Annotated in this window: 27 protein-coding genes and 1 pseudogene; 15 read left to right on the top strand and 13 right to left on the bottom strand. The window is 62.9% G+C overall.

Features of this window, described 5'->3' with window-relative positions:
- Window positions 1-201 precede the first annotated feature (201 nt).
- Window positions 202-816: an undecaprenyl diphosphate synthase family protein gene (locus VQ042_RS11345; protein WP_331819242.1), complete on the bottom strand. Its 615-nt coding sequence runs from the start codon at window positions 814-816 to the stop codon at window positions 202-204.
- A 295-nt stretch (window positions 817-1,111) separates the two neighbouring features.
- Between VQ042_RS11345 and VQ042_RS11350 the strand changes: the two genes are divergently transcribed.
- From VQ042_RS11350 to istB, 3 genes are all read left to right on the top strand, one after another.
- A complete protein-coding gene (locus VQ042_RS11350) occupies window positions 1,112-1,306 on the top strand; it encodes a hypothetical protein (protein WP_331819244.1) in 195 nt (64 codons plus the stop codon).
- Between the two features lie 242 nt (window positions 1,307-1,548).
- Window positions 1,549-3,060: an IS21 family transposase gene (gene istA, locus VQ042_RS11355; RefSeq protein ID WP_442880070.1), complete on the top strand. Its 1,512-nt coding sequence runs from the start codon at window positions 1,549-1,551 to the stop codon at window positions 3,058-3,060.
- A complete protein-coding gene (istB, locus tag VQ042_RS11360) occupies window positions 3,057-3,863 on the top strand; it encodes an IS21-like element helper ATPase IstB (protein ID WP_331819246.1) in 807 nt (268 codons plus the stop codon). The genes istA and istB overlap by 4 nt, the downstream gene beginning before the upstream one ends.
- 717 nt (window positions 3,864-4,580) lie before the next feature.
- On the opposite strand, the gene VQ042_RS11365 is transcribed toward istB, so the two are convergent.
- The 7 genes and pseudogenes from VQ042_RS11365 to VQ042_RS11395 form a co-directional block, all read right to left on the bottom strand.
- Complete coding sequence (locus VQ042_RS11365) at window positions 4,581-5,117, bottom strand: SOS response-associated peptidase family protein (RefSeq protein WP_331819249.1); 537 nt, start codon at window positions 5,115-5,117, stop codon at window positions 4,581-4,583.
- A 192-nt stretch (window positions 5,118-5,309) separates the two neighbouring features.
- Window positions 5,310-5,516, bottom strand: coding sequence for a CsbD family protein (locus tag VQ042_RS11370; RefSeq protein ID WP_277022580.1), 207 nt, complete (start codon window positions 5,514-5,516; stop codon window positions 5,310-5,312).
- A 163-nt stretch (window positions 5,517-5,679) separates the two neighbouring features.
- Window positions 5,680-6,138 carry a hypothetical protein gene (locus tag VQ042_RS11375; protein ID WP_331819257.1) on the bottom strand — a complete coding sequence of 153 codons (459 nt, stop codon included), beginning with the start codon at window positions 6,136-6,138 and terminating at the stop codon, window positions 5,680-5,682.
- Window positions 6,116-7,054 carry an anti-CBASS protein Acb1 family protein gene (locus VQ042_RS11380; protein WP_331819440.1) on the bottom strand — a complete coding sequence of 313 codons (939 nt, stop codon included), beginning with the start codon at window positions 7,052-7,054 and terminating at the stop codon, window positions 6,116-6,118. Before VQ042_RS11380 ends, VQ042_RS11375 begins: the two co-directional genes overlap by 23 nt.
- A 67-nt stretch (window positions 7,055-7,121) precedes the next feature.
- Window positions 7,122-7,850 (bottom strand): annotated as a pseudogene (locus tag VQ042_RS11385) (anti-CBASS protein Acb1 family protein); the annotation flags it as partial.
- A 3-nt stretch (window positions 7,851-7,853) separates the two neighbouring features.
- Window positions 7,854-8,150 carry a phage terminase large subunit gene (gene terL / locus VQ042_RS11390; protein WP_331819258.1) on the bottom strand — a complete coding sequence of 99 codons (297 nt, stop codon included), beginning with the start codon at window positions 8,148-8,150 and terminating at the stop codon, window positions 7,854-7,856.
- Window positions 8,114-9,331 (bottom strand): hypothetical protein, encoded by a 1,218-nt coding sequence (locus tag VQ042_RS11395; protein WP_331819260.1) that lies wholly within the window; start codon window positions 9,329-9,331, stop codon window positions 8,114-8,116. The genes terL and VQ042_RS11395 overlap by 37 nt, the downstream gene beginning before the upstream one ends.
- A 425-nt stretch (window positions 9,332-9,756) precedes the next feature.
- Here VQ042_RS11395 and VQ042_RS11400 point away from each other — a divergent pair, with 425 nt between their 5' ends.
- Both VQ042_RS11400 and VQ042_RS11405 read left to right on the top strand, forming a co-directional pair.
- A complete protein-coding gene (locus tag VQ042_RS11400) occupies window positions 9,757-9,936 on the top strand; it encodes a hypothetical protein (RefSeq protein WP_331819262.1) in 180 nt (59 codons plus the stop codon).
- A gap of 256 nt (window positions 9,937-10,192) precedes the next feature.
- Window positions 10,193-10,402 (top strand): hypothetical protein, encoded by a 210-nt coding sequence (locus VQ042_RS11405; RefSeq protein ID WP_331819264.1) that lies wholly within the window; start codon window positions 10,193-10,195, stop codon window positions 10,400-10,402.
- A 169-nt stretch (window positions 10,403-10,571) separates the two neighbouring features.
- Here the strand turns inward: VQ042_RS11405 and VQ042_RS11410 are convergent, their stop codons facing one another.
- Complete coding sequence (locus VQ042_RS11410) at window positions 10,572-10,781, bottom strand: hypothetical protein (RefSeq protein WP_331819266.1); 210 nt, start codon at window positions 10,779-10,781, stop codon at window positions 10,572-10,574.
- 431 nt (window positions 10,782-11,212) lie between these two features.
- On the opposite strand from VQ042_RS11410, the gene VQ042_RS11415 reads away from it, so the two are divergent.
- From VQ042_RS11415 to VQ042_RS11425, 3 genes are read left to right on the top strand one after another with little or no spacing between them, the layout of a single operon-like run.
- Window positions 11,213-11,605, top strand: coding sequence for a hypothetical protein (locus VQ042_RS11415; protein WP_331819268.1), 393 nt, complete (start codon window positions 11,213-11,215; stop codon window positions 11,603-11,605).
- Between the two features lie 41 nt (window positions 11,606-11,646).
- Window positions 11,647-12,096 carry a hypothetical protein gene (locus VQ042_RS11420; protein WP_331819270.1) on the top strand — a complete coding sequence of 150 codons (450 nt, stop codon included), beginning with the start codon at window positions 11,647-11,649 and terminating at the stop codon, window positions 12,094-12,096.
- An 18-nt stretch (window positions 12,097-12,114) separates the two neighbouring features.
- Entirely contained in the window at window positions 12,115-12,672 is a 558-nt protein-coding gene (locus VQ042_RS11425) for a DnaB-like helicase C-terminal domain-containing protein (RefSeq protein WP_331819442.1), read from the top strand.
- Between the two features lie 373 nt (window positions 12,673-13,045).
- Here the strand turns inward: VQ042_RS11425 and VQ042_RS11430 are convergent, their stop codons facing one another.
- The gene (locus tag VQ042_RS11430; RefSeq protein ID WP_331819272.1) at window positions 13,046-13,384 is read right to left on the bottom strand and encodes a hypothetical protein; all 339 of its coding nucleotides are present in this window, start codon (window positions 13,382-13,384) and stop codon (window positions 13,046-13,048) included.
- 110 nt (window positions 13,385-13,494) lie between these two features.
- Between VQ042_RS11430 and VQ042_RS11435 the strand changes: the two genes are divergently transcribed.
- Window positions 13,495-13,791: a DUF982 domain-containing protein gene (locus VQ042_RS11435; protein WP_331819274.1), complete on the top strand. Its 297-nt coding sequence runs from the start codon at window positions 13,495-13,497 to the stop codon at window positions 13,789-13,791.
- A 192-nt stretch (window positions 13,792-13,983) separates the two neighbouring features.
- Here VQ042_RS11435 and VQ042_RS11440 read toward each other — a convergent pair whose 3' ends face one another.
- Complete coding sequence (locus tag VQ042_RS11440; RefSeq protein WP_331819276.1) at window positions 13,984-14,856, bottom strand: hypothetical protein; 873 nt, start codon at window positions 14,854-14,856, stop codon at window positions 13,984-13,986.
- Window positions 14,857-15,150: 294 nt separating this feature from the next.
- Window positions 15,151-15,774 carry a hypothetical protein gene (locus tag VQ042_RS11445; RefSeq protein ID WP_331819278.1) on the bottom strand — a complete coding sequence of 208 codons (624 nt, stop codon included), beginning with the start codon at window positions 15,772-15,774 and terminating at the stop codon, window positions 15,151-15,153.
- 321 nt (window positions 15,775-16,095) lie between these two features.
- Here VQ042_RS11445 and VQ042_RS11450 point away from each other — a divergent pair, with 321 nt between their 5' ends.
- From VQ042_RS11450 to VQ042_RS11465, 4 genes are all read left to right on the top strand, one after another.
- Complete coding sequence (locus VQ042_RS11450; RefSeq protein ID WP_331819280.1) at window positions 16,096-16,236, top strand: hypothetical protein; 141 nt, start codon at window positions 16,096-16,098, stop codon at window positions 16,234-16,236.
- On the top strand, window positions 16,233-16,379 hold the full coding sequence (locus VQ042_RS11455; RefSeq protein ID WP_331819282.1) for a hypothetical protein: 147 nt from the start codon (window positions 16,233-16,235) through the stop codon (window positions 16,377-16,379). The genes VQ042_RS11450 and VQ042_RS11455 overlap by 4 nt, the downstream gene beginning before the upstream one ends.
- Before the next feature lie 3 nt (window positions 16,380-16,382).
- On the top strand, window positions 16,383-16,568 hold the full coding sequence (locus VQ042_RS11460; RefSeq protein ID WP_331819284.1) for a hypothetical protein: 186 nt from the start codon (window positions 16,383-16,385) through the stop codon (window positions 16,566-16,568).
- A gap of 413 nt (window positions 16,569-16,981) precedes the next feature.
- On the top strand, window positions 16,982-17,650 hold the full coding sequence (locus VQ042_RS11465; protein ID WP_331819286.1) for a tyrosine-type recombinase/integrase: 669 nt from the start codon (window positions 16,982-16,984) through the stop codon (window positions 17,648-17,650).
- 143 nt (window positions 17,651-17,793) lie between these two features.
- On the opposite strand, the gene VQ042_RS11470 is transcribed toward VQ042_RS11465, so the two are convergent.
- Complete coding sequence (locus VQ042_RS11470; RefSeq protein WP_331819288.1) at window positions 17,794-18,225, bottom strand: hypothetical protein; 432 nt, start codon at window positions 18,223-18,225, stop codon at window positions 17,794-17,796.
- A gap of 584 nt (window positions 18,226-18,809) precedes the next feature.
- Between VQ042_RS11470 and VQ042_RS11475 the strand changes: the two genes are divergently transcribed.
- Both VQ042_RS11475 and VQ042_RS11480 read left to right on the top strand, forming a co-directional pair.
- Window positions 18,810-19,094 (top strand): hypothetical protein, encoded by a 285-nt coding sequence (locus tag VQ042_RS11475; RefSeq protein WP_331819290.1) that lies wholly within the window; start codon window positions 18,810-18,812, stop codon window positions 19,092-19,094.
- Window positions 19,091-19,357, top strand: coding sequence for a hypothetical protein (locus VQ042_RS11480; RefSeq protein ID WP_331819292.1), 267 nt, complete (start codon window positions 19,091-19,093; stop codon window positions 19,355-19,357). The genes VQ042_RS11475 and VQ042_RS11480 overlap by 4 nt, the downstream gene beginning before the upstream one ends.
- The last annotated feature ends 111 nt before the right edge of the window (window positions 19,358-19,468 follow it).

A 19,468-nucleotide genomic window follows, 5' to 3' on the forward strand; every position in this document is an offset into this window, starting at 1 on the left:
AAAATCGCCATCGCTCTCCACCATCGAAATCTCCTCCCGCAAGAATCAGAGGAGTTCGAAAGATTCAGCTCTTCAGCCGCTTGTCATCACCTTCTTCACCCGATTGCCCTGGGTCGCAACCCAATTAGGGTTGAGCCGCCAATATTTTAACGGCTCCAAGAGGTAGTTCCAGGACGAGCGAGGACCCATGGCGTGTTGCTGTTATCCGCCGAGGGTCCGATCCTGCTTCTTGAACCAAGCCAATGCACGATCGAAGTGCTCCGGCCGAAATTCGGGCCAATGTTCATCGAGAACATAGAAATCGGCATAAGTTGATTGCACCGGCAAAAAACCGCTCAACCGGCGACCGCCGCCCCACCGAACAATCAAATCCAGTCTGGATACATCACTGGAGCGAATCTGCCCTTCCTTAAGGCCGTCTAAGTCCCACTCCCAACCGTAGTTCGCCAGGAAGTTGACCTTGATGCCTTCGCCCTGACGGGTTCGATAGGCCTGAAGCTCACCGGGAAACAGGGGGGATTTGTCATCCCCCACGACCAGCACGGCTGCACCCCTACGTGCGATTTCTGTTACGAAAGCTACGCAGGCCGCACGGAATGCCTGGACCTGCGGCGAAGGTCGCTTGGTATTGTCCTGGGTAAACCCGTAAACGGAAACCTCCGAAATGCCTCGGCTTTTGCAGAGCTCGAAGAGGGCAAGGCCAGGATCAAGCCCGAACTGATAGCCTTCTTCTTTTGACAGGCCCCGGTCGCCTGCCCAGCGTCGATTGCCGTCTGGAATGAACCCTATGTGCCCGGGCAAAGACCGTCTTGTCATGCTCTTCCTCAGCTAAGAGGCCGTTTCGAATGGGTTGAGCGGCCGAACTTCGTATGTTTCCGAAAGATTGCTCAAGCCGATATGGAGAAAGTCATATGGACCGACCGCTCGCGAGCACATAGGCGCCGAGCGGCGGATCACCAGTGAGATCTGACCGAGGCGGAGTGGCGGGTGATATAACTGCACCTCCTGCGGCCAGATCCGACAGCACCCAAGTCATCGACCAATTGCTCCGCGCCATCGGCTATGCTGACGTGGCAGATGCTTGGAACGTGGTGAGCCGGGAGTGGGATTTATGCCTGATGAGCGCGTCGAAAACCTGACAAGGTGGATGCAGCATTTTCAGGAGCAACGGGATTGGCTGCTTTCTCTCGACTGGGCGGATGACAGAGGCGGCGCACAACAGACTGCGGATGAGATCGCCAAGACGATCGCGCTTTATCAAAAGCTGATCGAGAGGCGGCAAGCCCAGATCTCCGGACATGACTGACCCGAACGCAATCGACACGCTCGGCAAGCTGGCCGACAACGAGATGGGTTGGTGCGGCGCGACAATCAGGGTGAGAACACGCGACAATCAAGATGAGAGAGCTTCGCGGGCTCGGTTGCGAAGGGAGGGCGTAGCCCGACCGGAGGAACCGAGCCCGCGATGGCGCGAACTTTCGGGTTCGTGCCGCCCTGGCGGCCGTGCCGACCGGGCGATGGATAGGTCTTCACGTCATGAGGACCGCCATGCCCGGCCGACAGATCACCGACCACCAAATGAGGCTCTTCATGACATTGCGCCAAACCGACAATACGCCAATCGCCGCCGCGAAGGCCGGCTTCAGCACCGCCAGCGGCTACCGGATCGAGGCCGATCCTCGACCTCCCTCCACGAAACGGGCTCCGCGAACGCGGCGACGGCCCGATCCGCTCGAGCATGTCTTCGAAGCCGAGATCGTGCCGATGCTGGCCGCAGCGCCGCATCTGCGATCGATTGCCGTCTACGAGGAGATGCTGCGGCGCCATCCGGATCTTGGCGCCGGCATCCGCCGCACGATTGAACGGCGGGTCCGCCAATGGCGGGCGGTCCACGGTCCGGAGCAGGAGGTGATCTTCCGTCAGATCCACGAACCGGGCCGGCTCGGCCTGTCGGACTTCACCGACATGGCCGATCTGGGCGTGACGGTCGCCGGCGAGCCGCTCGACCACCGGCTCTATCACTTCCGGCTGGCCTATTCCGGCTTCGAGCATGCCCACGTCATCCTCGGCGGTGAGAGCTATGTGGCCTTGGCCGAGGGACTGCAAAATGCCCTGTGGTCGTTGGGCGGGGCACCGTTCGAGCACCGCAGCGACAGCCTCTCGGCCGCCTTCCGCAATCTCGATCGCAACGCCCGGGACGATCTGACCTGCCGCTACGACGCGCTCTGTGCCCATTACCGGATGGAGCCGTCGCGTAACAACCCTGGCATCGCCCATGAGAACGGGGTGATCGAAAGCGTGCACGGGCATCTCAAGCGGGCTGTCGAAGATGCTCTTCTGCTGCGCGCCTCGCGCGACTTCGCCGATCTGGTTCAGTACCGCCGCTTCATCGACGAGATCGTCAGCCGCCACAACACCCGCCGTGCCAAGCTGATCGATGCAGAGCGGGCGAAACTGAACAAGCTTCCCGACCGGCGTACCGAGGATTACGAAGCGACCGTGGTGCGGGTCACCAGCTCGAGCGGATTCACCTTGCGCAAGGTGTTCTACTCAGTGCCATCCCGGCTCGTCGGCCAACGTTTGCGGGTCCGTCTCTACGAGGACCGTCTCGACCTCTTCCTCGGCGCGACGCCGCTGATGACGCTGCCCCGCGGGCGGCCTGGCGCGAACGGCAAGCACGGTCACGTCGTCGACTACCGGCACGTGATCCATTCCCTGCGCAAGAAGCCCATGGCGCTTTTGGGCCTGGTCTACCGCGACCAGCTCTTTCCGCGAGACGCCTACCGGCGAACCTTCGAGGTCCTGATCGAGGCGCTTGTCGAGCGTCAGGCTTGCCGCCTCATGGTCGAGATCCTGGCCTTGGCCCATGAACGCGCCTGCGAAGGCGAGCTTGCGGCCACCCTTCATGCAGATCTTGAGGCCAGGCGTCTGCCCGACATCGCTCGTCTGCGGGCGCGCTTCACGCCAGATCCTGCCAGCCTGCCGAAGATCACCGTCGCGGTCGTTCCGCTCGAAGCCTATCAGGCGCTGCTCGGCCCCGCCGCGGGAGATGTCGCATGACCGTCTCCTCCGTCGACGTCGAACGCCTGTCGCTGATGTTGAACGAACTGCGCCTCCCGGCCACCAAGATGCTGTGGGCGCAGTTCGCCGAACGCTCCGACAAGGAGGGCTGGCCCGCCGCCCGCTTCCTGGCCACCATCGCCGAGCACGAGATCGCCGAACGAGCCCGGCGGCGCATCGAGCGGCATCTCGCCGATGCCCGTCTGCCGACCGGAAAAACGCTCGACGGCTTTAGCTTCGAGGCCGTGCCGATGGTCTCCAGGGCACAGGTCATGGCACTTTGCGCTGGAGACAGTTGGCTCGATAACGGCGCCAACCTGATCCTCTTCGGGCCGCCCGGTTCGGGAAAGTCGCATCTGGCGGCCGCCATCGGCCTGGCCCTCGTCGAGAACGGCTGGCGGGTCCTCTTCGCCCGCACCACCGATCTCGTCCAGAAGCTTCAGGTCGCCCGCCGCGAACTCGCCCTCGAAGCGGCCATTGCCAAGCTCGACAAGTATCATCTGCTGATCCTCGACGATCTCGCCTACGTCACAAAGGACCAGGCCGAGACCAGCGTGCTGTTCGAACTCATCAGCACCCGGTACGAGCGGCGCTCCCTGCTGGTCACCGCGAACCAGCCCTTTGGAGAATGGAACAGGATCTTTCCAGATGCCGCCATGACCGTCGCCGCGGTCGACCGTCTGGTTCACCACGCGACCATCTTCGAGATGAACGTCGAGAGCTACAGACGCAGAACCGCTATCGAGAACCGCCGCGGTCCTGGCAGACCACCTCAACGCGCCACTCCCAAAACAGCACAATGATTGTCGCTCCGCGTCAATCAACCTGAACGGCCCTTGCCATCGGCGCCACCGACGGCAACAATCTACATCGCCGCGACGCCGGATCTCTCACCCAGATCGTCGCTCGCTTCTCATCCAGATTGTCGCGATACAGGTTGGTATGGGCCTGCAATGGCTGCCACCGCACGCTTGGCCTGACCCTCGACGAGGCCATTAATCGATGGGGCCGGAATCAGGTGTTCGTGCAATGGGCGCCGCCGCTGAAATGCATAGGCTGCGGCAGCCGGGACATCAGCATGCGAGTGCAGGCGAAGGTGCCGGGGCGACGGGGCATGGGTAAAGGGTTCGCGAATTCATGATCCGTCGCGGCAAGTCGCGCAAGCGGTGCATATTCATTCCCTAATGTGCTCCTCGGAATTTCGTGCCATGCTAGCCCACTTTGCAGCCGGGAGGACGAGCATGGGTAAGGGAAGTCGTGAAGAGAAAAAGCCGAAGAAGGTGGTCGAAAAGGCAAACGCGTCAGCCCCCAGCACAAAAGGATTGCCAGCCGGGCCTATAAAGCCGTCCGCCCCAGCGAAGAGCACAAAGAAGAAATAGCTGCAGGACCAATAGAGCCAGTTAGACATTGAAGCGCGTTACCGCGCGGAGGAGTGCAGGTCGCTGGGCATACGTGTAAACGGGATGATGCGCGCTTTACCCCCTCCCGTTGTCGGGGGGGCATCTTTCTCTTTCCCTGCGCTAGCCTGCCACTTCCCCGTCCTTCCGGTCACCGCGCGCTACGATCTGCAGCGCGTCGTCCGGTAGCGGTCGCTGCAGCGCCGACGCCTCCGTCCACTCGGCCCGCATCCAGACGTCCATTTCCTCCGGTTCTGTGAAGATGACGGGCATCGCCTTCGGATGGATTGGCGCAACGACCGAATTGGGATCGGTGGTCAGGAAGCCGTAAAGGTCGGCGTTCACCTCCCCCTCCTTCGTCTTCCGCACGCTCGTCCAGTTTGTCCAGATCCCAGCGAACGCCTGCGGCGACTTCACGTTGCGGACGTTGGTGACGCCGCTGTCGACCTTGCGGCCCTTCAGCTCGAACTGCGGTGACGGCATGCCCCAGCGCATCATCGTCAGCTCGCGCTCGCCATCGGCGGCAGTGCGAACAACCGGTGCGGCATAGTCCGGGAAGACGCCGGGCAGCGACGGCAGATTACCCGTTCTGTCCCGCATGGCGCGGGTGAACTCGAGGATCGCCGTCTGGCCCTTGGTGATGGAATAGATATTGCACATGCCGGAGAGATAGGGCGAAGCAAGAAAAAGCCGCCGCCCCCAGGAGACGCGGCGGCTCGGCCAGATGGTCAGTTCGCAAGATCCAGAAGGTCGGCACCCCCGTTGCGAGCAGGCTAACGGATAGCTGAAACCAAAAAAGCCCCGACCACCTGTTGAGGCAGCCAGGGCATGATGCTCACTCAGGCGGATGACTTACATATCGCTGCGCCCAGCTGCCCACTCATCCACCTGCCGGTGGGCCTCTTCCTTCTCGACGCCGTATGCTTCCTGGATCCGTCCGGCAAGCATGTCCTTGTTCCCTTCGATCCGGTCGAGATCGTCGTCGGTCAGCTTGCCCCACTGTGCCTTCGCGCTGCCCTTGAACTGCTTCCACTTTCCTTCGATCTGATCCCAGTTCATGATTTTCCTCCCATTGTGGACGTGGGCATACAACGTGGAGCCTGAGACGGCAGTTCCGCTAGGTCCGCACAATGAATCGATTGGCAAAGAGCTGAAACGACAGAAGGCCCGACCACCCACGAAGGGCAGCGGGGCCGGATAGGTCCATGATGACGGGTGAAGGCTAGTCGCGGCCGCCGCGCTTGCGCAGCTCGGCCTCCAGTTCTTCCGTGCGGTGTTTGTAGGCGTCCCGCTCGCGTTCGGTCTTCTCCCGCTCCCGCCTCTCCCTGTCCTCTTCCTCGCGCTCGGTGAGGACGTTGGTGCGGTTGACGTTGGCCGACAGGGCCTCGACCGCGGCGACCATGGCCTTGAGGGTTTCCACCCGCGCCTTGCCGACGGTCTCGCTGTCCCGGTGGATCGTCAGGAGAGTCAGGTTGATCGCCTCGATCGACGCGGCCAGATCCCGAACCGACGAGCTATCGACCAGCGCCCCGGCCACCTGGGTGTAGGTCTCTGTCTCGCTTGCTGCCTTGCCTCTCTTCAGACTCAGCTTGGCGACGATGCCAGTGATGACGGCTGCGAGGAACCCGCCGATGTAGACCCCAAACTGATTGAGGAAATCAGGGTCCGTAGGTGCCGCCATTGCCACAGGCCCCCTTGTCGTGAAGAATCCGGGTGAGGCTGTAGAGGGCGAGCATCGACAGCATGAAGTAGGCCCAGAGGCCGGTCGACAAGAGCCCGGTCAGGATGAACGATATCCCGAAGCCGGTCGTGAGCATGGCGTAGACGATGACGCCCATGAAGGCGCAGCCGGCGCGCACGGTCGAGGTCAGCGTCTGCGGCTGCCGGCTGTAGATGATCGTGACGTGCAGGTCGGGCACGATGTCCGTCATGCCCTGAGACTTGGCCCACGCCGTGATGTCGGCCGCATTCACCACATCCCGCCGCACATACAGCGTCCGGGGCGCCGCATCGTTCGCCGCCGCCTGCATCCGGGTCACATTGCCCGGCGCCTGCTGTGCAGCCCGTGCCGCCTCTTCCGCCGCCGTCGCCTTCTCGCTGAAGTCGATCGCGTCGCCTTCGGCTTCGTCCAGTGCGTTCTCGAAGCCGGGGTACAGCCCGTCCTCGATGATCTGGTTCTGCCGGCCCTTGGCGAGCGCGCTGTCGGGCATGACGCCAGAGTTGATGTCGATCTGGAACGCCTGCGCTTTCTTCAGCGCGACGTCCGCCTTCTCGGCCTCCGACATTTGCGAAAGCGGCGACCACTCATAGTGGATTTCCGACGGGCGGGAGCCAATGCCAGAGCGGATCAGCGCCTCGTCGAGCGTGTAGATCGCCGGCTGCAGCTCCAGCTTCTGCATGCTCTCGATGCGATCGTGGTAATTCTTCATGTCGCTCTCGCCGGTGGCATTCATGCCGGCAGGCGACTGCCCCAGGAGGCGAGTGGCCGGAATGTCGGCCGCACCTGAGACGATGATCAGGAACTGCTGCAACACCTCGGGCAGCTGGGAGAAGCTGATCTGCTTCCGGTCGTAGGTCTCGTTGGCGTCCCGGATCAGGGATCCGGTTCACCGACTTGCCGACGTTCGCCAGCGTGAAGCGCTCCAGCAAGCGGCTGCGGTAATCCGGGTCGGCGACCATCGACATGAAGTCCGGCACGCCGAAGACATCGATGTTGGCTTCGAACACCAGGCTCGCGATGTTGGCCGCTGTGCTGTCCGCGTTCTTGATCGCGTCGAACACCGCCTGCAGAGAGCTTTCGCCCCAGCCGCGGTTCGGGCCCTTCGCAAGCCAGACGTCCGGGTGCGGCTGCCCCACGAACACCGCCAGACGCGACGGGTGGATGTTGGCGAACATGGTGGCGCCGGTGACCTGATAGTCCTTCGGCCGCCCATAGGTTTCCGCCAGCGCGTCCTGGTTCAGTTCGCCGGCAATGACCTCACGGCGCGAGAGGACCGTCAGATACTTCAGCCCGCCCTTGCCGATCCCGTTCAAACGCAACGGCTCTTCCGGCGACTGGTCCGTTCCCATGTAGATTGCCGCGCCGCCCCACAGCCGCGCCTTAATGCGCGCGTCGAGGAGCTTCTGCCACAGACCGAGCCGCTTTTCCTCGGCCTCGATGGCCTCGATCTGCTTGTTGTCGGCCTGCCAGTCCCGGCCCTTGCGGATCGAGTCCATCGCCGGGATGTTGACGATCTTCTGCGGCAGCCATGACCCCTGATAGGCGTAGAGCAATTGCTCGTCCGTCAGGAACGACGGGCCGTAGTAGGTTCCGGCCGCCTTGTCCCGGGTCGGATCCCCCATGCCGGAGGTCAGCGCCAGAAGGCTATCCGTCTGAAACTGGGTGCCGGTCATCGGTTACCTGACGTTGTCGAGCGAGTAGGTGCTGTGCCCGGCCATCTCGCCGACGGCATCGATGAACGGGTCGACCTGGTCATCGAACGACCCATCGGGGAACGCGGCAACCTCGGCCTCGAATTCCTTGAGCCACGGCGCCGACTTCGGCAGCACCACCAGCCCGGATGCGCAGGACGGAACGACGTCGAGCGCGCGGGTGTATTTGTCCTTCTCGCGCTGGATCGCGATGACCGGGATCGACTTGCGCTGCAGCGACTGGATCAGCCCCGTGCCCGAAACCTTGTCCTCGATCGCCATCTTGCGCAGGTGCCCATGCCGGCCCACGTCCATCGCCTTGCAGCGGTCCAGAGTGCGATCGCCGTGCTTTCCAGCTCCGGCGCCTCGAACCGCCCGCGAACGAGGTCCAGCAGGTAGGCCTTGCCGTCCCTGCCCGCGCCCCAGTGCTCGAACACGGTATAGTCGTTGCGTTCCTTGGTCTTCTGGGCCGTGTCAACGTAGATGCCGCGCCAGGCCAGCGGCGGCGTGTTCTCGTAGCGGCCCCACCATTCCGTTTTGAACAGGTTGCCACCGGCAACGACCGGATCCTGCATGGACTGGCCAGCGAAGACCTGAGGCGAACTCTGGAGCACCTTGATTGGGTCGATCGTGTGCTTCCCGGCCCAGAGAGGCCCGTTCGGCAGCCCGTGGCGGAGCAGGGTCACGTCGCCCGCCGGCGGCTCGTCTTCGCCGTCTATGAGGATCGGCAGCTTCAGCAGGTGCCAGTGCTCGCCCGAATCCTGCAGCAGGTGCGCGGTGAAGTCGTCGACGTGCAGCCGCTGCATGATAACGATCACAGGCACGTCTTCATGTGCCAGGCGCGACCGGAAGGTGTTCTCCCACCGCTCGTTGATGAACTTCCGCGTCGTGTCTGACGAGGCGTCGTCCGGCTTCAGCGGGCCGTCGATCACCAGGGCGCCGGTAAAGCCCGGTTCGGCCAGGATGCCTGCGCGAAAGCCCGTAATCGGCTCGCCCGACGCCGCGGCGCGAAGGTGGCCGCCATCAGTGGTCCGCCACAGCCCCTTCGCGTTCGTGTCCAGCCGCATCCTGACGGGCCAGTGTGCCTGGTAGCCGTCGAGATTGATGACGTCCTTCACCTTGGACGAATTGTCGAGCGCCAGCGCTTGCGCATAGCTGGCATGGATGAACCGGGCGCGCGGGTTGATCGCAAAGCCGCGGGCGATGAAGTTGACCACCGCGAGCTCGGTCTTGCCGTAGCCCGGCGGCACGTTGATGATCAGCCGGCGGATGGCGCCGGTGAACACCTGGTCGAGCGCATCGCAGATGACCTGGTGGAACGCCGCGACCGAGAATGGTTGGCCCTCCTTCTCGACGAAGAACTTCCGGGCGAAATCGAGATGCGAGCCCAGTAGATGTTCTCGCTCGGCCGCCCGGTCCTCCTCAGTCTTCCTCGCTTCCCTCTCGGCTCGGATCGCCGTCAACAATGCCGATCTGGACAAGTGCACGTTCAAGGGCTTCGAGCTCCGTGTCCGTCATCCCCTTCAGCTTGGTGACGTCGATGGTGGGAATAGCGCCGCCCGTCGGACCCCATGGCGATGATCCTGCGTCGGCCGCCCCCAGCCCCTGTCGAGCACACTGTTGGCTGCTGTGGCCCGCGCCGCTGCCGGTGCGTCGGTATCGCTCATGATCGAGGTCAGGACGCCGATGGCCTGCTCGGTGTGATCCCGAGCGATCTCGGTTAGCGTCCGCTTCTGCTGCGCATTGATTTTCGTGGACGAGCCCGGCCTGCGACCGGCGCCTGGTCGCTTTCCGCCACGCGCCATGTTTGATTACCTTTGAATTCTCGAACCAAAAGACAAGAGGCCGCACCAATCGGATGGCCCTAGCGCCCAAGGGAGCTCCTGTCATGCAACCCAAGACGCAGAAGCTTGTGGCGTTAGGAATTGGTGCTGTCGGGCTCGTTCTTTTAGTGATGATGGTGGTGGTCGAGAGCGAGCCGGGAGCGATCCCCCTCGCACTGCTTCTGATAGGGGTCGTAGGCTACATCAGCGGCCACATGCGTGAACGGTTTTCCAAGACGAGGTGATGTGCGTCAATTTTTGGTCGCGCCATCTTCGCTCCCTCTCAGCTTCGGCGGATTGGTCGCCAGATGCCGCCCCACGCTCGGGATTGTCTTCACCGCGCCCTTGATGCCGCCCTTGGCATAGCCGGCGGCGGGCAGCGCGTGATTTGCAGCCTGACATGGATAGGATCCAGCTTAGTTAGATACCGAGCAAGATTTTAGTACAATCCAGCTTGACGTTCGGGTAGTCTGTCAACGCCATCTCCAGAAGGATTTGACGATGACCGCCACTGCCTTTGCCGAATGGCTTGCCGCAATGAGAGCGGCAGGCCTTGCACGTTCCGACGCCGCCTGCGGTCGCCTGCTAGGCGTCAGCGCAAACGCCGTGGTGCTGATGAAGCGCAAGGGTGCAGATCATCGCACTGCTCTTGCCTGTCGCGCCCTGTTCCATCGTCTCGAGCCGTGGGTCGAGGCTAAGGACCTTTCCTGATAGCCGAGCGAATGATGAGGCGCGCGACCAGTGCGCCGAGCGCGTCTATGCTCCGGCGGCGGTTGCGGTAGCGGTGCATGCGGCCTCCAGAACAACGAAGCCCGCCTGCTTCCGCGGACGGGGCTGAGACGCGCTGCGGCTCTATGAGCGGGATGAGTGCGACGAGCAGTTACGCTCCAGTAGGAGGCGATGGCGCCGCGATGTCGCTATCGTCAGATTCGTCATATTCCCGCGAACGGCCACTATTGGGCAGCTTGCTCTCTTCCCGCTGTACGTTCTCAGTTTCCGTCTCACCGGACGGGCTGTCCTCAGTGGCGATCTTCGACCCATCCTCGCGGTACTGGGCACCGTCCCTACTCGTTTTGTTGATATCGGACATCGTAACTTCCTCTTGTTGCAGATTGAGGAAGGTTCGGCGCACGCTCCGGTTCCGTTGTCTGTGAATGTCGCTTGCTCTGTGCCGCCGGCGGTCCTGCGCTTCTTCGACTGCTCCACTTCAGCACACCGGCGGAACTGTCGCGCGGTTGTGCCATTCACCCTGCTCGTTCACATTAGAAGGAATGCCAAATGTCCGAGCCGGTAGCAAAGCAGTGGGAAATCGAAGCGGCTCGAATGCGTGGTCGCGACCTCACCTCGGAGGAGAAAGCGGCAATAGGTGAGGAGATCCTACGCGGTCACCTAAATCCGATGTTGTCCAAGCGACCCCTGAAGAGAGCCATTCGACGCACGATCGACCGTGTGCGTCCGAGCAAGAAGACTCGAACAGCTTAGGGCGCGCCCGAAGGCATCTTCCAAATCGAGGAACTCCTTATGAACACCGCAAACCTGCAGCTCGAAGGCCTTTACGTTGCGGTCTCGGCCCTGATGACTGCGCTCCGACAGAAACAGGTGTTGGCCGAGGGGGAGATCGATGATGCCCTAGGCCATGCCGAAACAGCACTGCTCTCAGATCCTAGGCGCCCGACCGAACTGAGCCCGGCCCATGCCGATGCAATCGCCTTCCCGCTCCGCTACCTCCGCCTGGCCAACAGGCGCTCGGCCAATGGGGAATTTCCGACCTTCTCCGAGCTTGCAGCCCAAGTCGGGCGCGAGAAGCCACAGCAAGCTCATATTCTGGCGCAGGAGCGCGAAGACACCGAAGTCTCCGAGGATGCCGACGTCCGGCGGCTGGAGGCTATTGAAGCCCAAGCCCGTAACCAGTGACAGCCGGACCAAGAGCCGCGTCTTCTTTTCACCCGGGCAGGATGACGTCTCGCCCCAAGGGTCGCCTTGACGCGCTCCTCGACGGACTGGGCATCCGGCTCATTCCGGTGAGGCGGCGGCGGTCGGAAGCCGATGCCGAAAGCCACGCCCGCGGCATGTGCCATTCGATCCGCAACGCCTATGGCGACGGGCACCTGATCATGGTCCTGCGGCTCATCCGGCAGTCTGGCAGGAACAAGACCGCCCTCTGGTCGGAAACCATCGGCGCCCTGTCCGACGTGCTCATACAGCGCCCAGAATGGCAGGAGAGAGCGTCAGACCTGTTCGACGCGCTCGACACCATCGACCTCAACAAGATGCGCCGGGAGGCCGTCCTCCGGCGTCCCTGGCCAGTGCGGGCGACGTTGCTTTCCTACCTGTTCCTCGCGCTGCAATCCCGGCTCGAGGCCGAAGCATACGATCGAGACCTATTCGGAGAGCAAGCGGCGTGAAAGACATCTCGGAAGACGCTGCTGATCGAATCCTTCGACGACGCCAGCCTCAAGGAAATCGGCGCCACCGTCGCCAGCCTCAAGAAGCGGATCGGCCTGAAGCTCGCGATCGTCGACCACGCCAAGATGATCACGCTGCCGGGCAGGCCGGGCGACATGTTCGCGGAGCGAGTGAACGGGCTCTATCGCGGGCTGAAGGCCATCGCCAAGAAGCACGGCGTGGCGATCGTCATCCTCATCCAGCGAAACAACGACTGGAAGGGCCGGAAGAACCCCCGGCCGATCCACAGCGACGCCTATGGCGGCGGAGGGGTGAAGCAGAACCTCGATGCGTTCTTCAGCCTGTACCGGCCCGAGTCCCTCTACACCGACATGCGGGATATCGAGCCCAAGGCCGACGAGAAGGCGCGGCTCACGGGGCTGATCGATGAGACCCGTGGCAAGGCGTGGGTGATCAACCACAAGCGTCGGCGCGGCACCCCGAACCTGTCCCGGATGGTGAAGTTCGAACCCGAGTTCACGCTGTTCTCGTCATTCGCCAGGCGCGATGACGACATGGGCGAGGAGCGGCCCTGATCGCCGACATGATGATCGTCGTCAAAGCCCGGTTCGTGGAAGCGATCGACACCGACGAGCAGGTTAGCACCCGGCTGGAATGCCCGCCCGCTGTCCGGTCCCTCTGGCCCGCCACGCAATCGATCGGCAGCGAGAACGATCCGGTCCCGAACATCTGGCGCCCGAGCGCTCTGGCGATCTCCCGGTCCCACGAGGTCATGCACGAATGGCTGATCGACTTCGTCCCCGATCTGGAGCATCGTAGGCTGCTCCTGGCATGGTCTGCGAGCATGGCCCGGCCGAGGAAGTACGGCTCCTTCGCCCGCTCCTCCCAACGGCGAAAATCCGCCGGCCAAGCGAAGAATCCATCGCAACCGCAAACGCAAGTGAACAATCAGACTACAAAAATTTCCAAATGCGATTCCCCTGCCATCTGGTTCGACGAGATCACGGCGTTCACGCCCGAGCCGCCCGCTACTTCCTCGGCCTCGCCCATAAACGTCTGGACGCGCTTGCCGCCGGGCTGGGCTCGCAAGGGCTTCTCTATGGCGACGAAGTCCGGACGATCCTTCCGAAGCATGATGAGGAGCTTGCGATGCAGATCGATCGCCTTCTCCTCGTAGCTCTCTCCGGAGGCCCGGATCAGCCCGGCCCGGATGGACGAGAGCGACCGCTCGGTGTCGTAATAGGCGAAGCCCGTGCACTGGGCGCCGTCGAGGCCGAGGATCAACACGGGTCAACCTCCTCTCGCAGGGCGACATCCGCGCACCGGAAGCAGGGTCCGTCTTCCGCCTGTCGCAGTGTTAACCTATGGTGAGAACGCTCAATCGGAGGAGGACATCCATGTTCGTGGAAATGTTCGACACGCCGGTTTTCATCAGAGACGGAAAGCACCTCGCCCTGGTAATCCGGAGCGTTCCTGACGCACTCGATTTTCTCGTCCCGTGGGTCGGAAGCAGGCACGACGTGCGAGCGGAGGCGCTCCTTCGCGCCTGCTACGATGTTCAAGCTGGCTACAAGCCGGCATCCATGGTGCAGAAGAACTTGATCACATTCGCCAAGTTCAACGACATTTGGGATGAACCCAAAACGCTCACGCCGTCGATCGAGGTAAGCGAGCAGATCGGCATTTCGGCCTGAGGTGTAAGGGTGGCAATTCATGCCGCCATACCCGCCATTCCGACAGCCGGCAGGGAGATCATGGCGTAGCCATTCCGGCTGTCGTGCGCAGGGACGCGGACCTGCATCTTGCGGATGATCAAGCCGTCGAAGTGGATCTCGGTTTTCGGCTCGGGTGCAGTGGCGGATGCGGCTTTCGGCGCCGGGTCCTCGTCAGCTTTCCGCAGGTGCTCCCGCAGTGTCGTGTGTGCAAAGCTGGTGCCGAACTCGGAGTTCACCCGCGCCGTCGCCGCTATGATGGTGACGCCAGCGCCTCGGAGCGACATGAACCGCTCGACCAGTCCGGGGTAATCCGTGACATGCTCGGTGTGCCGCGTGACGCCGGCCTCCCGAATGATCGTGTCCACCGTGGACGTTCCCATGCCGCGGCGTTGGGCGATCGCGCGGGGAGTATCGCCGGCCAGATATTCCTTGATGATCGCCGCGTTGCGCTTGCTGCGATCGGCTTTGGACAGGTGCCCCATCACGCGCCTCCTGCTCGTCGTCGAGGTCTTCGCCGTCGCTGCCCTTGATGAGCTCGGCGGCCGGTTCAGCGCGGCTCTCGACGATCTCTGTCATCACGCCGTGCCCGCGCTGCCAGCCGCGGATCCAGTCCTCGCCGTCGGCGGTGTTCTCCGGATACGGGCTCTTGCAGGGCTCATCGTCCATGCCGGCGATCTTGCCCGCGTGGAATGCCGGGCTGTCCGTCGGCTTCTTGCCTGCCGGGAACATGTCGAGCTGACCCTCAGGATCGGTGGACCATGCGATGGCCTCGGCGCGGGCCCGGAGCTTGGCCCTGACCTTCTCCTCGCCCTCTGGCGTCTCCATCGCGATCATGTCCTTGATCTGATCGAGGCCGTGGTCGCCGAGGTCGGACTTCAGAACCTTGCAGACGTTCTTGAGCGCCGCGTCGGTCAGCTTCTTGGCCGCCATCGCCTTCTTGTAGGCGCGGAGGTGAATGCGGCCGAGAGCCTGGCGCTGGTCGGCTGTGAGGTCGGAATTGTTGTGGCCCATGCCGGGCGCGTCGTCGTTCGATGCCTTGGTCATGTCAGATCCTTTCGCCAGGGCGGGGAGATTGAGGGCGGGTGTAGGTTCCGGCGCCCGCGAGATCGTCCTCGGCTCTCAGATCGATCAGCCGTTCGATGACGCGGTTCAGGGATTCATGCAGTGGGCGGAGAGGCCCAGCCAGGGTCGGGGCTTCCTCGCAGGCTTCAGCCGATTGCCGCGGCAAATGAGCAAACCCGTTCCCACGCGCGGCACGCATCGGCTGTGTCGAGAGGCCTGCCGCCTCCCGCTTGGAAACCGCAGGACGGGTGTTCGTATTGGCTTGGCGGAGGGCGGTCATTCCGCAGCCTCCATGATCGGCACTGCGGCGAGGTGCGCGCAGTTCGACGAGACCAGGGCCGCAGCGAGCGGCGGGCAGACGGAGTTACCGACGCACGAGATCTGGTCGCTCTTTGTCAGCCGACGGGAGAGCCCAGTGTCGGGGTCGACGAACGAGATGTCGTCGATCTGGTAATCCGCGGGGAAGCCTCGGGCGAGGAACAGTTCGCGCGGCGTCAGCATCCGTAGGCCGATGTCTGTGATGATGTAGGGCTCGCCGGCGACCTCGACCGTCACGAGACCAAAGCGGTCGCGGGTCGTCACGGTCGCAAAGGGATCATCGACCGGCTGTCCGATGCCGGCCCCGTAATATTTGACCATGAAGGCCGCGACGAGTACGGCATGGCCGCCGCCGGCAGTGACGGTCTTCAGCGGCCGTTCGACATCGCCTTGCCCTCCTGCCGTGTTCGACGTGTAGAGATGCGACAGATGCGCCGCGACGACGCCCTGCTGCGATCCGGTGGCGGTGATCGTCGACTCCGGACGATCTGCCGGTTGGCCGGGATTGACGCCGCCGATGCGACGGCTGTCGTTGTTGTGCTGGGCGAGGAAGCCGGCGACCGAGGTGCGAAGGTCCGTCATGTCGATTTTAGGAGACGGTCGAGGTATCGTCTCGCAATGAGCCGGCTCTTCGTTCCTGTCGTCATCGTCCTGTCGTTTGCGCTTTTCGCGTTCTTTTTCCGGTACGAGCATGTCCGCATGCGGGAGGACGTGATTTTCCGCTACGATCGCCTCACTGGCAGGACCAGATTGTGCACAGCCAAGCCCGGCGAGAACTTCGTTGGATGCATCGCCGATCAACCTTAGCGGGGCTACCAGCGTCGGCGCGATGATCGCGTGCTGGTCCTTGTCCGAGGCGGCGATAGTGCGGATCGGCTCGTCAGCGCCGCGGAGTGAACCTCCATGCTGGGCCGCGGTCAGGACCGGAGCGATGACGCCATACTTCTGCCCGCCAGCGTGAACAGTGCCGATTGGCTCGGTCATGCCGTCACCGGCCAGCAGGACGAAGCGATCAAGATCATCCTTGCAGCGAGGCGCAGATGACCGGCCCGGAGATCGACCTCGTCACCCGGCTTCGCAATAAGGCGAACTGGATCCGGCTCATCGCGAGAACGGAAGGGCGCAACACCTGCGACGATGCCGCGGATGAGATCGAGCGCCTGCGGGCCCGGAAGCGGGAGGAGTAGCGGATGGGCGCGAAGCCTCTGGCAGCCACGCAAAGACAGGTCGCGGCGATTCTCTGCGGCGCCAAGGCGGCCGGGGTGACGCTGGAAATCATCGCCGAGAAGGATCGCGTCCGGTTCCTGCCGGCGGGACCTGGCGAACCACCCAAGCCGAAGACGAAAGTTGACACGGGCGAGCAAGGCTATCTCTGATGGCGAAGATGCCGCGCCCTCGCCCACCCTTCGTCCAGCGGGAAGTCTCCCGTCATGGCTAGATCGTCTGGTACTTCCGGCGGGGTGATGGCCCGCGCGTCCGGCTGCCAGGTGAATTTCAGTCCGCCGAGTGGACCAAGGCCTACGAGCGCGCTCTGACCGGGTCCAAGGAAACCGAGGATCGCCAGCGCACCGCCTCGGGCACGCTTCAGTGGCTGGTCGACCGCTACATGCAGAGCGCACCGTTCCTCACAATCGCGCCGTCGACACAGCGAATGCGCGCCAACGTGCTCAAGAGCGTCTGCAGGACGGGCGGGAGCCTCAAGCTCTCGACTATCACCCGCCAGACCATGGCCGCGGGACGAGACCGCCGTGCGACGACGCCCTTCGCCGCCATCACCTTCCTCAAGACGATGTCGCAGCTCTTCGACTGGGCGGTCGACGCCGACTACATGGCGACGAATCCCGCCAAGGATGTGAAGCGTCCCTCACCAAGGACCGACGGCTTTCAGCCGTGGGCCGACGAGCACATCATCGCCGACTGCGAGGCCTATCCCGTCGGAACCCGGGAACGCCTGGCGATGGACTTGATGCTGTTCACCGGCCTCGCCCGCTCAGACGCGATCAAGGTCGGCCGCCAGCACGTCCGGGATGGGGTGATCGAGTATCGCCGGGAGAAGACGTCGGCCCCGATCTACATCGCCATTCTGCCGCCGCTGCAGATCTCGATCGACGCGACGATGACCGGCGACATGGCATTCCTGGTCACCAGCCGCGGCCAGCCGTGGGGTAGCGCGGCGAGCTTCGGCAACACCTTCTCCGAATGGTGCGCCGAAGCCGGCCTGCCGGTGCGGGCGCACGGCCTGCGCAAGCGCATCGCCACGATCATGGCCGAGGGGGGCGCGAGCAACCGTCTGCTGGATTCGTTCTTTGGCTGGTCGTCGCCTGGAATGGCGGCTCATTACACCCGTCGGGCCGATGCGCGAGCGATGGCCTTGAAGGCCGCCGAGGGACTGAACGTGAACAGTCTATCCCCGCACATGAAACCTTCTAGCCCCGCACCCACCCGCAAACCCTTGTAATGCAGGCCTTCCAAAAGGTGGTGGCGACCCCGGCAGGATTGCGAATTGCCGCTCTAAGATGCTGATTTTGCTTGGGATTTAGAAAGGTGCGGCGCTCAATCGGGGCCGTTGTTCCGGTTGGGGAATTTGATGGCGCCGCCGCACTACTCGCCGTCTTCCTCGCTCAGAAGCTCCATGATCTTGAGCGCCGTCGGATAGCTCACGGCCCGGTTCAGCTTGAGCCAGACATTGCCGTCTTCCTGCTGGCGCATCTCAAGCGGAGAGACGGCCCGCTGCACCTCTGGCGTCCCGCGCGTTGGAAGGAGCTCGTCCTCCTTCTTGCCAAGCGCATCGGCTATGGCCTTCAGCTTGTAGTTCGACGGCAGCGACCGGCCGCGGATATAATTCGAGACGTCGTAGGCCTCGATCGTGCGGCCTGCCGGAACATGCTTCTTGGCCGCATTGACCAGATCCGCCTGCGTCCAGCTGAAGTGATTGAGTTCCGCCTGGAGCCGCCGCGCGAATTCCGTCTTGATCTGATCGCGGGTCGCGTCCGCCGGCAGATTGCCTGACGGCGCCTCATTGCGGTAGTTCATGTCTCGCCGTGGCATCGGTCGCGTCCCTTAGCAATACGAACGGTATTCCGTTCTGCTATTATTGCTAAAACTACGATGCTAACTTTGCAAGAGGCAGAAGGGCCGGCTGGTTAACAAATCGCGACGGCAGCAACGCTTCACCTCCTGTAGGGGAAGCGTAGTGGGCGCGCCGGACGTGGAAATGTAGGCTACCGCTGAAGCTCGTCGAGGGCCAGATCAGTAGCAGCGTTGTGTGTCACCCGCGCTAACTCAGCTACCCGGCGAGCCATCTGCACAAGAGCTTCCGTCTCGCCGCTCGAAAGGTGCAGCGTACCGAACGACGCCCTCGCTGCGCGTACGATCCCGTCAAGCGCCTCTGCAGCCTCCGCAGCGTCCGCCGCTGTTACCTGTAGAGCCTCCAGGCGATCGTCTTCCCCAAACGGCGCGGCACTGATCCGCACCCCGCGCGGCAGCAGACTGCCCCCAAATACGTCGCGTGAAGGATGAGCCGCCTGGCCGTTCGCCATTACCGATACCCGCATCTTTGAACCTCAGACTCTGAGCGTTGCGCCCCAAGGATGCGCGGCATATCATATGCGTTTTATATGTCAAATACACAGGATATGCCGGTTATGTGTCAGGGAAAAACGGTGCTAAGCCCCTCGCCAGAAGATTCTGTCGAAGGTTCAGGGATGCCAAAGCCGAAAGTCATGGATGCGCGGAAGATCATTCCGATGCCGTCGGAACTGGTCAAACGGATCTCGGATTTTCGGCATGGCGAGCGTATCAGCTCAGAGGCCGAAGCCATCCGATTGCTGATCATGGCCGGGCTGAAAAGCAGGGGCTACCCGATGAAGGACCCCGCCACGAAAGACGAAGAATCGGAATGAGCGACGCTCCGCGGTCTGGCGATGCCGTCCAGCCGCCGGACCCGCACACCATCGACACCCTCGGCAAGATGGCCGACAACGAGATGGGTCTCGTCTGGTATTGCGGCGACTGTAATCGAAAGCTCGGGCTTGATCTTGACGGCGCGATCCATTTGTGGGGCCGAGATCAGGTGTTCGTAGGATGGAAGCCGCCGATCGTATGCGCCGACTGCCGCAGCCGGAATGTGTCGATGCGGGTGCAGGCGAAGGTGCCGGGTCGCTGAAACGAAAAAGCCCGGCCGCTCCACTGAAGAAACGACCGGGCCGGTTTTGACGCACTCACGATGCGCGCCTGCGATAGTATCGATGTGAGAAGGTTGCAGCAATGCAGCTTC

This window comes from Aurantimonas sp. A2-1-M11, from assembly GCF_036549475.1.
In the GTDB taxonomy this organism is placed as follows: Bacteria; Pseudomonadota; Alphaproteobacteria; order Rhizobiales; family Rhizobiaceae; genus Aurantimonas.

What these genes read in the sequence shown, in the direction of transcription:
- VQ042_RS11345 (WP_331819242.1), bottom strand. Translation starts at nt 816, where the DNA reads ATGACAAGACGGTCTTTGCCCGGGCACATAGGGTTCATTCCAGACGGC.
- VQ042_RS11350 (WP_331819244.1), top strand. Translation starts at nt 1,112, where the DNA reads ATGCCTGATGAGCGCGTCGAAAACCTGACAAGGTGGATGCAGCATTTT.
- istA (WP_442880070.1), top strand. Translation starts at nt 1,549, where the DNA reads ATGCCCGGCCGACAGATCACCGACCACCAAATGAGGCTCTTCATGACA.
- istB (WP_331819246.1), top strand. Translation starts at nt 3,057, where the DNA reads ATGACCGTCTCCTCCGTCGACGTCGAACGCCTGTCGCTGATGTTGAAC.
- VQ042_RS11365 (WP_331819249.1), bottom strand. Translation starts at nt 5,117, where the DNA reads ATGTGCAATATCTATTCCATCACCAAGGGCCAGACGGCGATCCTCGAG.
- VQ042_RS11370 (WP_277022580.1), bottom strand. Translation starts at nt 5,516, where the DNA reads ATGAACTGGGATCAGATCGAAGGAAAGTGGAAGCAGTTCAAGGGCAGC.
- VQ042_RS11375 (WP_331819257.1), bottom strand. Translation starts at nt 6,138, where the DNA reads ATGGCGGCACCTACGGACCCTGATTTCCTCAATCAGTTTGGGGTCTAC.
- terL (WP_331819258.1), bottom strand. Translation starts at nt 8,150, where the DNA reads ATGGCGATCGAGGACAAGGTTTCGGGCACGGGGCTGATCCAGTCGCTG.
- VQ042_RS11400 (WP_331819262.1), top strand. Translation starts at nt 9,757, where the DNA reads ATGCAACCCAAGACGCAGAAGCTTGTGGCGTTAGGAATTGGTGCTGTC.
- VQ042_RS11405 (WP_331819264.1), top strand. Translation starts at nt 10,193, where the DNA reads ATGACCGCCACTGCCTTTGCCGAATGGCTTGCCGCAATGAGAGCGGCA.
- VQ042_RS11410 (WP_331819266.1), bottom strand. Translation starts at nt 10,781, where the DNA reads ATGTCCGATATCAACAAAACGAGTAGGGACGGTGCCCAGTACCGCGAG.
- VQ042_RS11415 (WP_331819268.1), top strand. Translation starts at nt 11,213, where the DNA reads ATGAACACCGCAAACCTGCAGCTCGAAGGCCTTTACGTTGCGGTCTCG.
- VQ042_RS11420 (WP_331819270.1), top strand. Translation starts at nt 11,647, where the DNA reads ATGACGTCTCGCCCCAAGGGTCGCCTTGACGCGCTCCTCGACGGACTG.
- VQ042_RS11435 (WP_331819274.1), top strand. Translation starts at nt 13,495, where the DNA reads ATGTTCGTGGAAATGTTCGACACGCCGGTTTTCATCAGAGACGGAAAG.
- VQ042_RS11440 (WP_331819276.1), bottom strand. Translation starts at nt 14,856, where the DNA reads ATGACCAAGGCATCGAACGACGACGCGCCCGGCATGGGCCACAACAAT.
- VQ042_RS11445 (WP_331819278.1), bottom strand. Translation starts at nt 15,774, where the DNA reads ATGACGGACCTTCGCACCTCGGTCGCCGGCTTCCTCGCCCAGCACAAC.
- VQ042_RS11450 (WP_331819280.1), top strand. Translation starts at nt 16,096, where the DNA reads ATGCTGGGCCGCGGTCAGGACCGGAGCGATGACGCCATACTTCTGCCC.
- VQ042_RS11455 (WP_331819282.1), top strand. Translation starts at nt 16,233, where the DNA reads ATGACCGGCCCGGAGATCGACCTCGTCACCCGGCTTCGCAATAAGGCG.
- VQ042_RS11460 (WP_331819284.1), top strand. Translation starts at nt 16,383, where the DNA reads ATGGGCGCGAAGCCTCTGGCAGCCACGCAAAGACAGGTCGCGGCGATT.
- VQ042_RS11465 (WP_331819286.1), top strand. Translation starts at nt 16,982, where the DNA reads ATGTCGCAGCTCTTCGACTGGGCGGTCGACGCCGACTACATGGCGACG.
- VQ042_RS11470 (WP_331819288.1), bottom strand. Translation starts at nt 18,225, where the DNA reads ATGAACTACCGCAATGAGGCGCCGTCAGGCAATCTGCCGGCGGACGCG.
- VQ042_RS11475 (WP_331819290.1), top strand. Translation starts at nt 18,810, where the DNA reads ATGTCAAATACACAGGATATGCCGGTTATGTGTCAGGGAAAAACGGTG.
- VQ042_RS11480 (WP_331819292.1), top strand. Translation starts at nt 19,091, where the DNA reads ATGAGCGACGCTCCGCGGTCTGGCGATGCCGTCCAGCCGCCGGACCCG.